9 protein-coding genes are annotated in these 10,615 nt (G+C 70.5%); 3 read left to right on the top strand and 6 right to left on the bottom strand.

What is annotated here, in order from left to right:
• The coding region (locus G5C66_RS18695; RefSeq protein WP_165112442.1) for a M1 family aminopeptidase at nt 1-1,880 on the top strand (1,880 nt) is incomplete at its 5' end.
• Between the two features lie 48 nt (nt 1,881-1,928).
• Nucleotides 1,929-2,942 carry an LCP family protein gene (locus G5C66_RS18690; protein WP_165112441.1) on the top strand — a complete coding sequence of 338 codons (1,014 nt, stop codon included), beginning with the start codon at nt 1,929-1,931 and terminating at the stop codon, nt 2,940-2,942.
• Nucleotides 2,943-3,268: 326 nt separating this feature from the next.
• Here the strand turns inward: G5C66_RS18690 and G5C66_RS18685 are convergent, their stop codons facing one another.
• Together G5C66_RS18685 and G5C66_RS26120 are read right to left on the bottom strand one after the other, a co-directional pair.
• Nucleotides 3,269-4,225 carry an HNH endonuclease signature motif containing protein gene (locus tag G5C66_RS18685; RefSeq protein WP_241248657.1) on the bottom strand — a complete coding sequence of 319 codons (957 nt, stop codon included), beginning with the start codon at nt 4,223-4,225 and terminating at the stop codon, nt 3,269-3,271.
• On the bottom strand, nt 4,176-4,484 hold the full coding sequence (locus tag G5C66_RS26120) for a hypothetical protein (RefSeq protein ID WP_241248647.1): 309 nt from the start codon (nt 4,482-4,484) through the stop codon (nt 4,176-4,178). The genes G5C66_RS18685 and G5C66_RS26120 overlap by 50 nt, the downstream gene beginning before the upstream one ends.
• Before the next feature lie 392 nt (nt 4,485-4,876).
• Here G5C66_RS26120 and G5C66_RS18680 point away from each other — a divergent pair, with 392 nt between their 5' ends.
• Nucleotides 4,877-5,344, top strand: a complete 468-nt coding sequence (locus G5C66_RS18680) for an NUDIX hydrolase (protein WP_165112440.1) — start codon at nt 4,877-4,879, stop codon at nt 5,342-5,344.
• 6 nt (nt 5,345-5,350) lie between these two features.
• On the opposite strand, the gene G5C66_RS18675 is transcribed toward G5C66_RS18680, so the two are convergent.
• The 4 genes from G5C66_RS18675 to G5C66_RS18660 form a co-directional block, all read right to left on the bottom strand.
• Nucleotides 5,351-5,881 carry a putative immunity protein gene (locus G5C66_RS18675; RefSeq protein ID WP_165112439.1) on the bottom strand — a complete coding sequence of 177 codons (531 nt, stop codon included), beginning with the start codon at nt 5,879-5,881 and terminating at the stop codon, nt 5,351-5,353.
• Between the two features lie 13 nt (nt 5,882-5,894).
• The gene (locus G5C66_RS18670) at nt 5,895-6,869 is read right to left on the bottom strand and encodes a ribose-phosphate diphosphokinase (protein WP_165112438.1); all 975 of its coding nucleotides are present in this window, start codon (nt 6,867-6,869) and stop codon (nt 5,895-5,897) included.
• 74 nt (nt 6,870-6,943) lie between these two features.
• Nucleotides 6,944-8,398 carry a bifunctional UDP-N-acetylglucosamine diphosphorylase/glucosamine-1-phosphate N-acetyltransferase GlmU gene (glmU, locus tag G5C66_RS18665; protein WP_165112437.1) on the bottom strand — a complete coding sequence of 485 codons (1,455 nt, stop codon included), beginning with the start codon at nt 8,396-8,398 and terminating at the stop codon, nt 6,944-6,946.
• 43 nt (nt 8,399-8,441) lie between these two features.
• Entirely contained in the window at nt 8,442-10,583 is a 2,142-nt protein-coding gene (locus G5C66_RS18660; RefSeq protein WP_165112436.1) for a SpoIIE family protein phosphatase, read from the bottom strand.
• Nucleotides 10,584-10,615: the final 32 nt, after the last annotated feature.

Raw genomic sequence — 10,615 nt, 5'->3', positions numbered from 1 at the left:
CGCCCGCCCTGCTGGTCGTCGCCGCGGGGCCGTGGCACTCGGTGCGCTGGTCCCATGCCGGGCTCGACTTCGGCTGGCACGCCCGGCGGTCGCTGGCGACCGAGCTGGACCGCGACGCGGCGGAGCTGCGGCGTACGACCGAGGCGTGCTACGCCCACTACGCCGACCTCATCGACGACCCCTACCCCTTCGACTCCTACGACCAGGTCTTCGTGCCGGGGCTCAACTGGGGCGCCCAGGAGATGCCGGGGTGCGTGACCTACCGCGACGAGCTGCTGCCGCGCGGCGCGATCACCGACACCCAGCGGGCGATCCGCGCGGTGATCATCGCCCACGAGATGTCGCACATGTGGTTCGGCGACTCGATGACGATGACCTGGTGGGAGGACACCTGGCTGCAGGAGTCGTTCGCCGACTACATGGGCTACCGGGTCGCGGAGGCTGGCGCCGGGTTCTCGGACCTGCGGGTCGAGGTGGAGGTGCGGAGCAAGCCGTGGGGCTACCGCTCCGACGCGCGCCGCTCGACCCATCCGGTCGCCCCGCTGGCCGACGACGTACCCGACGTGGACACCGCCGCCACCATCTTCGACGGCATCTCCTACGCGAAGGGCGGCGCCTGCCTGGTGCAGCTCGCGTTCTGGCTCGGTGACGAGGAGTTCATGGCCGGGGTCAACCGCCACCTGACCCGCTTCCGCTTCGCCAACGCCACCCTGGCCGACTTCGTGGAGTCGCTCGCGGAGTGCTCGTCGAAGGACGTACGCGGCTGGGTGGAGGCATGGCTGCGGCAACCGGGCTTCGACACCCTGACCGTGCGGCGCGACGGGGACGTGCCCGTCCTGGAACGCGCGGGGCGCCGGCCGCATGCGTTCACGGTCGCCGCCTACGACTCCGCGCTCCGGCTCGTCGGCCGCAAGCGGGTCGAGCTGGGAGACGAGGCGGTGCGGCTCCCGGAGTTCGCCGGGCTCGTCATCGTGCCCAACGCAGGTGGTGAGACCTTCGCCGGGCTCCGGCTCGACCCGGAGTCGTGGGCGTCGCTCTGCGCTGGGCTGTCCCGGCTCGAGGACCCGCTCGTCCGTGCCGTGCTCTGGTCCTCCGCCGCTCTCCTGGTGCGTTCGCGCGACCTGTCGGCCGATGACTTCCTCGACCTGGTCGAGGCCCAGCTGCCCAGCGAGACCCGCCCGGACATCATCGAGGGCGTGCTCTCGGAGGCCCGATCGGTGGTGATCCCGCATCGGGTGCCGGCCTCCCGCACTGCCGGCGCGGTGGCGCGGGTCGCCGCCGCGGCATCCGCCGGACTGGCGGCCTCCGTCGACGACGAGCAGCGGGCGTTGGCCTGGGCGGCGGCCCTGGCCGCGACCAGCGCGGACGCCGCGATGCTGCGCGAATGGCTCGACGCCGACAAGGTCGCGGCCGGCATCGCGCTGCTGCCGACCACCCGATGGGAGGCGGTCGTACGCCTCGCCTCGCTCGGCGAGGCCGACGCGCGCTTCATCGCCGCCGAGCGGGACCGCGACGGCACCGTCGAGGGCGACCTCGGTGCGCTTCGGGCCCTCGCCGCGCGGCCTTCGACCACCGCGAAGGATGCCGCCTGGGAGGCCATGCTCGCCCCCGGCGTGGACAACCGTCGCTTCGGTGCGCTCGCCTCGGGGATGTGGATCGCCGAGCAGGCCCACCTGCTGCGCCCCTACGTCGACGCCTACCTCGCCGAGGCCCCGAAGCTCGCCACCCGTGGCCAGGCCTTCGCCCTCGAGGTCGGTCGTGCGTTCCCACGGATCGCGCTCGATCCCAGGCAGCTCGATGCGCTGCGCGAGGCGCTGGCCGGCGACGTACCGACGATCCTGCGGCGCTCCTGGGAGGACCACCTCGATGACCGCGAATAGCGACCACTAGCCTCTAGGCGCCCTCGACCCCCACCACTGAGGACGGCCATGAAGAAGTCGCGCATCTGGCTCGGCGTCGGGATCGCGTTCGTCGTGCTCGTCGGCGCGGTCGCCGGCACCGGCTGGTACCTCGCCCACCGCCTCGACAAGCAGGTCCAGACCGTCGACGTCTTCGCGGGCCTCGAGGAGCGCCCGGAACCGGCCGGCAGCGCCGCAGGGGCGATGAACATCCTGCTGCTCGGCACCGACGGCCGCACCGGCGGCGAGGCGACCACCGGCAGCGAGGCCACCGGGTCGTGGACGCCCGGCGAGCAGAGGGCCGACACGATGATGCTGCTCCACCTCAGCGCGGACCGCCGCTCCGCCTCGGTCGTCTCCATCCCCCGCGACTCGTGGGTGCGGATTCCCGGCCACGGCAAGGCCAAGGTCAACGCCGCCTTCTCCCAGGGCGGGCCGCGACTCAGCGTGCAGACGGTCGAGAAGCTCACCGGCGTACGCATCGACCACGTCGCCTGGGTCGACTGGGCGGGCTTCGAGGAGATCGGCGACCTCCTCGGGGGCGTCGAGGTCTACATCCCCGAGACCGTCCACGACTCCGCCCGCGACCGCACCTGGACCAAGGGCAACCACCGGCTCAGCGGCGAGGAGGCCCTCCTCTACGTACGCCAGCGCTACGGCCTCCCCGGCGGCGACCTGGATCGCGTGAAACGCCAGCAGTACGTGCTCCGCTCCATCCTCCGCGGCCTGCGGCAGAGCGTCGACCCGAAGGACCCCAAGAAGGCGTACGACCTCCTCGACATCATCACCCGCCACCTGACCGTCGACTCCGGCTTCTCCGGCGGCGAGCTTCGCAGGCTCGCTCTCGACCTCGCCCGGATGCCGTCGTCGGACCTGACGTTCTTCACCGCTCCGGTGGCCGGGCTGGGACGAGAAGGCGCGCAGAGCGTGGTCCGTCTCGACAAGCGCAAGGGGCGTGAGCTGTGGGCGGCTGTGCGGGAGGACGAGATGGATACGTGGCTTGCTCAGAATCCTGACGTTCTCACTGGGAAGACGGTGAACTGATTCTCGAAGGCTGGTGGCCGCCGACCCGTTACGGAGGGTGTTCTCGCCTGAGCCCGGAGTCAAGGCGATGTATCGAGCTTGTCGAGATGACGGCCTTCGGCCGCCGGCTTCGCCGGCCGCTTCGCGGTCCTGGACACCGGGCTCCGCCGAGAGATTTGGCTGGCTATCGGGTCGGCGGCAGCAGTTTGGCGCAGCAAGATTCAGGTTCGGCGCGGGCTTGGGATCCGGGGCCAGTGCTCCGGGCAGGCACAAGCGTTCTCGTGCCTTTGCTAGGCGATGGCACCTTGTGAACGCTTCACAAGGGGCGAGCCAGTGCCTTCAGTGCCTCAGGTACGTCGGGTGAACCGGATCCGCCCATCCGGGAGCCGCTCATAGCCATAGTTCGGATCGTGGATCCGGCGATGGTCACTCGAACACAACAGGACCATGTTTTCGAGGTCGGTTCTTCCGCCTTCGGACCAGGGTTTCAGGTGGTGGGCTTCGGTCCACGCTGCTGGTGCGTCGCAGTCTTCGGCTTGGCAGCACTTGTCGCGTAGCCGGAGTGCGCGGTGTTGGATCGGTTGGGCCAACCGCGCGGTCCGACCGAAGTCGAGGATCTCGGAGTCGGTGCCCAGCACCACCGGGACCAGATCCGCGTTGCACGCCATCCGGCGGGCTTCGGCTGCGGTGATCTGCTCGCCGTCGAACCCCAGTGCTGCGGTGCCGAGGTCGGCACGCAACTGGTCGAGGGTCATGGTGATGAACACCGTCGTCGCGTGGCCGCCGTGACGTGGCAGGTTCTCCACGTCGTAGGTCTCGACCACCCGGGCGAACGCCTGCCCCAACAACCGGTCATACGGGGCCTTGACACCCTTGTCCTGAGCCGAGAGCTTCCGGGGCTGGGCCAGCGAGTCCAAGATCGTGCGGAGCCGGACCCCGACCGCACGGGACACCCGGGCGTGGATGTCGACGGTCCCGTCGCCGTTGTCCCGGGACTGGAAGAAGGTGCGTCGCTGCGCCCGCTCCTCCTCCCGCTGCAACGCCTTCGCCTCAACAGCCTCGAACCGCTCAGGGTCGATCTCGGCGAGAATCCGCTTCCCGACGATCTTGAGCTCGTTCGCGGTCAGCCGGGTCGCGTAGTCGACCAGGAGCTTCTCGGCCAAAGCCAGGTCCTCGCGACTGGCGGCGGGATCGGCCTCGATCGCATCCAGCGCCTTGGTGATCACCCGAGCCTTGTCCTGGGACACCACACCTTCAGCCAGGCCATCGGCGACGAGGTCGTACTTCGCGACCCCAGCCGCCAGCTTGATCTGGGACCGTGCGACCGCCTTGTCGACCAGCAGTTCGGGTCCGCAGCCATCCGGAGGCGTCGTTGGCGCCGGTCTCTTCGGCGATGTCGCTGGCTGTGGCGAGGACCCGGAGCTTCAACGCGGCCTGTTGGGCCTGGAGCTTCTCGAGCCGTTCGAGGAAGTTCTTCTTCTGCCCGGTCCGCCAGTAAGTCGGGTCGGTGGCGAGCAGGTCCTGGAGGGCGGATTCGATGGCGGTCAGGGCGGCGTCGACCATGTCGCCAGGGTTGGTGCCCCAGTGGTCGATTCCGCGCCCGAGACTCATCGCTTTCCCGCTTTCAAGGGTGTGCTGTGATGGTCTCTATTCTACTCCGGAACCACCCCCAGCGGGAACCTATTTTCCCAGGTCAACCCCCACTTTCGCGGTCAGCGAACGACCCTCTTCTGCTGCGCCACACCCGGGCCGCCGCCCCGATAGCCAGCCAAGTTTTTTCTCGCCGGACCCCGGTGTCAAGGACCGCGAAGCGGCCGGCGAAGCCGGCGGCCGAAGGCCGTCCTTGACTCCGGGGTCCGGCGAGAACACCCTCCAGGAAAGGGTCGGCGGCCCACCCCAACCACGAAGAAACAGTCCACGACAGACGGTCAACACACCCAGATACCGTGAACAACATGCCGATCCCAGACTTCATCGTCGCCCTCCGCCGCAAGATAGGCACCGAGCTGCTCTGGCTCCCCGGCGTAACCGCGGTGGTGCGCAGAGGCGACGAGATCCTCCTGGTCCAGCGAGCAGACAACGGCAGGTGGACACCGATCACCGGGATCGTCGACCCCGGCGAGCAGCCGGCGACGGCAGCGGTGCGGGAGGCGAAGGAGGAGACAGGGGTGGACATCTCGGTCGACCGCCTCGCGTCAGCAGGAGCGACAAGCCCGATGGTCTATCCCAACGGCGACCGGGCGGTCTACATGGACCTGACGTTCAGCTGCACGTGGCTCTCGGGCGAGGCGTACGTGGCCGATGATGAGTCCGTGGATGTCGGCTGGTTCCACGTGGACGATCTCCCGGAGATGCACCCTGAGCTGAGAGCGAGGATCGACGCCGCCGTCTCCGACGAGGTCGCCGCACGGTTCGGCGTCTGAAGACCGTCAGCGCAGAGATCGCAACCGTCCGTCGAGTCGACTCATGAGCGAGGCGACCCGGTTGCCACCGGAAGACACCGACGGATAGCGCATCAGCACCTCGACCAGCTCTGGCGTCGCTCGCGCGACAGCGCGGTCCAGGGAGGCGGAGGCAGCGTCGGGATCACCCGACGCCTCGATCTCCGCGATCCGTGCGACGCTCGCGGAAGCACGCAGGATGTGCCCGACCTGAGCGGCGTCGGCGAGCGGATGGAGGTAGGCGGCCGAGGCGGCGTCGCCCGCGCTGCGCGCCGCCAGCCGGGAAGCCTCGGACGGCGCCTCGGCGGCAGCGCGGTGCGCGTCCAGGGAGGTGACCCGCTGCAGCTTCGTACGCCTCGCACCACCGACGAACTCCCAGGCCGCGTCCAGCGCGAGCCGCGGGCGGCGGTCGCCGGACACGGCCGCCTCGAAGACCGGCAACACCTCGGCCGCCGTCTCCGCGACGTAGCGGGCGACGACCCGCAGCTCGTCCGTCGTCAGCTCGAAGTCGCCGCCCACGGAGACGTCAGGCTCAGGCGTGACCGTCGAACATCGAGGTCACCGAGCCGTCCTCGAAGACCTCGCGGATCGCCCGCGCGACCATCGGGGCGATGGAGAGCGTGGTGAGCTTGTCGAACTGCTTCTCCTCCGGCACCGGAAGCGTGTTGGTGATGACGACCTCGAGCGCGGAGGAGTTCTTCAGCCGGTCGACCGCAGGGTCGGAGAGGATCGCGTGGGTCGCGCAGATGATCACGCCGGCAGCGCCGTCCGCCATGAGCGCGTCGGCGGCCTTCACGATCGTGCCACCGGTGTCGATCATGTCGTCGGTGAGGATGCAGATGCGGTCCTTGACCTCACCCACGACGCGGTTGGCGACGGTCTCGTTGGGCCGGTTGATGTCGCGGGTCTTGTGGATGAACGCCAGCGGCGCGCCACCGAGCCGCGCGGCCCAGCGCTCGGCGACCTTGATCCGGCCGGCGTCGGGCGAGACGACCGCGAGCGGCTGGTTGCCGTACTTGTCCTTGATGTAGTCGGTCAGCAGCGGCAGCGCCATCAGGTGGTCGACCGGGCCGTCGAAGTAGCCCTGGAGCTGGTCGGCGTGGAGGTCGACGGAGATGATCCGGTCCGCGCCCGCGGTCTTGAACATGTCGGCGACCAGACGGGCCGAGATCGGCTCGCGACCGCGGTGCTTCTTGTCCTGGCGGGAGTAGCCCCAGAACGGCATCACGACGGTGATCCGCTTGGCCGAGGCGCGCTTCAGCGCGTCGACCATGATCAGGTGCTCCATCAGCCACTGGTTGATCGGCGCCGTGTGCGACTGGATCACGAAGGCGTCCGAGCCGCGCACCGACTCCTCGTAGCGGACGTAGATCTCGGAGTTGGCGAAGTCGTAGGCCGAGGTCGGCACGAGCTTCGTTCCGAGAAGGTCGGCGACCTCCTCCGCGAGAACCGGGTGAGCCCGGCCGCTGAAGAGCATCAACTGCTTCTCGGTGGTGCGCTTGGTCATCTGCTGGCTCCTACCCCCGGGGTCACTGCACTTGGATTCTCCATCAACTTCGCCGCAGCGCCCAACCCCGGGGGTCACTCGCCTGTCGCCGAGGGTTCACCAAGGATGGGTACGCCCGCCTCGAGCGCCTCCTCGGCCGCAGCCGCCTGCGCGGTGCCCGCCCGCCGGGCCAGCGTCCAGCCCTCGATGTTGCGCTGCTGACCTGCGGAGACGGCCAGCGCACCGGGCGGAACGTCGTCGCGGATCAGGGCCTCACCACCGGTCGCGGCACCGTCTCCGACGACCACCGGGGCGACGAAGGTCACACCCGATCCCGACTTCACGTGGCGCCCGATCCTGGTCTTGTGCTTGTTGACCCCGTCGTAGTTGGCGAAGATCGTGCCGGCGCCGATGTTGGTGCCCTCACCGATCGTCGCGTCGCCGACGTAGGACAGGTGAGGCACCTTCGCCCCGGCGTCGATGCGAGAATTCTTGACCTCGACGAAGCCGCCGATCTTGCCCTCCTCGCCGAGCACCGTGCCCGGGCGCAGGTAGGAGAACGGCCCGACGTTGGCGCCGGGTCCGACGACGGCGAGCTCTGCCTGCGTACGCATCACCCGGGCGCCGTGGCCGACCTCGGTGTCCTTCAGCGTGCAGTCGGGACCGACCACCGCGTCCTCGTCGATCCGGGTGGCGCCGATGAGCTGGGTGCCGGGCAGGATCGTGACGTCGGGGGCGAGCTCGACATCGGCGTCGATCCAGGTCGTCGCCGGGTCCATCACGGTGACCCCGTCCTTCATCCACCGGGTCACGATCCGGTCGTTGAGGATCTTCCCGAGCGCCGCGAGCTGGGCCCGGTCGTTGGCACCCTCGGCCTCGGTGACGTCGTCGAGGACGAACGCGTCCACGCTCAGCCCGTCGGCGACGGCCAGCGCGATCGCGTCGGTGAGGTAGAACTCCTTCTTGGCGTTGTCGTTGCCGATCCGAGGCAGTACGTCGGCCAGGAACGCCCCGTCGAAGGCGATGATCCCCGAGTTGATCTCGGTGATCGCCCGCTGCTCGTCGGTCGCGTCCTTCTCCTCGACGATCCCGCTGACCCCCGCGTCGTCGCGCAGGATCCGGCCGTAGCCGAACGGCTCGGGGACGATCCCGCTCAGGATCGTGGCGGCCCGGCCAGCGGCCTCGTGGTCGGCCACCAGCGCGCGCAGCGACTCACCGCGCAGCAGGGGCGTGTCGCCGTACGTCACCAGGACGGTCCCGCCGGAGACCGCGCCCGCCTCGACCGCGACCCGCACGGCGTGGGCGGTGCCGAGCTGCTCGGTCTGGACCGCGATCACGGCCTCCGGGAGGATCTCGGCGATGTGGGGCTCGACCAGCTCGCGCTGGTGACCGACGACCGCGACGACGCGCGACGCCCCGGCCTCCGAGACGGCGGCCAGGACATGCCCCACGAGACTCCGGCCCGCGATCTGGTGGAGCATCTTGGGAGTCTTGGACTTCATCCGGGTGCCGCCACCGGCGGCCAGCACGATCACGGTGAGCTCGCTCATGTTGCCTCAGTCTAGGGCGCGGGTTCCGGGCGCCGAGCCGGGGTCAGCGGGGGCTTGGAGAGACTGCTCCTTTGCCCAGGTCGAGGACGAGGACCGCCATGTCGTCCGAGGGCGGCGTGGTGCAGAAGTCGGTGACGGCGCGCAGCAGCCGGTCCGCGACGGCCTGAGCGCCCGCCCCGATGCCGGCGGCGAGGACGGCCTCGACCCCGGCCTCCTCGAACATCGGCTCCCCCGCCCGCCGCTCCAGGACACCGTCGGTGACGACGACGAGCCGGTCGCCGCGCGCCACCGTCACCTCCTCCTCGATGTAGTCGACCGTCTCGATCACCCCGAGGAGCGCCTGCGGCCGACCCACCCGGCGGGCCGGCACACCGGGCCGGGAGCGGGTGACCAGGAACGGCGGCGGGTGGCCGGCGCAGACCAGCCGGAGCCGGAACCGGGACGCCGCGGTGACCTCGAGCGTGCCGCAGACCATCGTGATGAACCGGCCCCGGGTCCCCTCGTCGCAGATCGCGGCGTTGAGCCGCTCCAGGGTCGGCGCGATCGGGATGCCGGCCCGCATCAGCGCCCGCACGGTGTGGCGCGACATCCCGGCGACCGCGGCCGCCTCCGGCCCGACACCGCACACGTCGCCCACCATGAAGCCCCAGCGTCCGGCGCCGAGCGCGAAGATGTCGTAGAAGTCGCCGCCGGCGTCGTTGAACTCCCCCGTCGGCTCGTAGCCCACCCCGATGTCGACGCCCGGGATCTCGGGCAGCACCGCCGGCAGCAGGCTGCGCTGCAGCGACTGGCCGATGTCCTGGAGCTCGGTGTGAGCGCGGGCGTTGTCGATGGCCAGCGCCGCCCGGCGGGACACCGACTCCGCGACCAGCAGCCGCTCGCGGCGCAGCGGCTCCCCGACCGGCCTGCCGAGGGTGAGCCAGCCGATGATCCGGTTGCGCGCCTCCAGCGGCAGGATCGCGACCTCGCCCGGGAAGTCGGGCTCGGCCGGAGCCTCCCGGCCGTCCGGAGCCGCGTCCTCCAAGGCCTTCTCGAGCGCGTCGAGCTGGTGCTCGTCGGCATGCCAGGCGAACTGGAGCCGCGCCTGCTCACGGGCGTCGTTGAGGTAGATGCCGCACCACGTCGCCAGCCGCGGCACGATGATCTGCCCGGTCATCGCTGTCGTCGTCTCCAGATCCAGCGACCCGGCCAGCATCACGCTGGACTCCCCCAGGAACGCCAGCCACGCGCGCCGCTCGGTGTCCGCGGCCCGGGTGGAGGCGCGGTCGACGCTGGGCGCAGCCCAGTCCGCGATCCGCTGCAGCTGGGCGCCGTCCTCGGTCGTGAAGCCGGCCGGCTCGGCCAGCGCGACCGCCAGCGTGCCGATCACACGCCCGTCGAAGGCCACCGGAGCGGTCACCAGCGAGCGCAGGTCGAGCCCGCGGAGCAGCTCGACCGGAGTCGCGCGCAGGTCGCCGATCGCCAGCGGCCGGAACGACGCCTTGAGGCTGGGGGCGCCGGCCTCGCCACGCCGCACGCCCTGTCCCTGGATCGGCGCGGCAGACCCACTCGTGGCGGCCACCACGAACCGGTCCTCCATCTCGTCCTCGAGCAGCAGGTACGCAGCATCGGCGCCGAACCGGTCCCGGGTCTGCTCCACCACCAGCTCGAGCATGTCCGCCAGCGGCAGCTGGTTGAGCGCGAGCCCGCTCAGTCCCAACGGGTCCTGGCCTGCCGGGGACGCGGGGGCGCGGCGGCGTACGTTCTGGTCCTCGGCGCTGTCGCCGGCGGGCGCCTCGGCGCCGATGGTCTCCTCGACCAGCGCGAACGCCGCCCAGACCCGCTTGTGGTCCTTGCGGTACTCCACGCCCCAGGCGGTCGACAGCGCCGAGGTGATGAGCAGACCACGACCGTGCTCGCCGGCCCCCGGACGGGCGTTGGCACCGACCGGGAGCACCCTCGTCGGGTGCTGGTCGAACACGTCGATGCGGAGCCGGTCCTTCTCGCGCACGACCGCGACGGTCATCGGCGTCCCGGCATGCGTCACGGCGTTGGTGACGAGCTCGCTGGTCAACAGGACGGCATCGTCGAGAAGGTCCTCCAGACCCCAGTCGGCCAGCACCGTACGCGCGAAACGGCGCGCCTCGGAGACCGACGTCGGTGCCGGCTCGAACCTGCGCGAGATCGTCTTGACTCCGGTGCTCATGGCCAAGCCGATTCTGCACCCGATCCGCCCCC

This window comes from Nocardioides turkmenicus (assembly GCF_011045035.1).
Taxonomy (GTDB): domain Bacteria; phylum Actinomycetota; class Actinomycetes; order Propionibacteriales; family Nocardioidaceae; genus Nocardioides; species Nocardioides turkmenicus.
The sequence above is the reverse complement of the archived record's forward strand: the minus strand, read 5'-3'. Positions and strand labels throughout refer to the sequence as shown.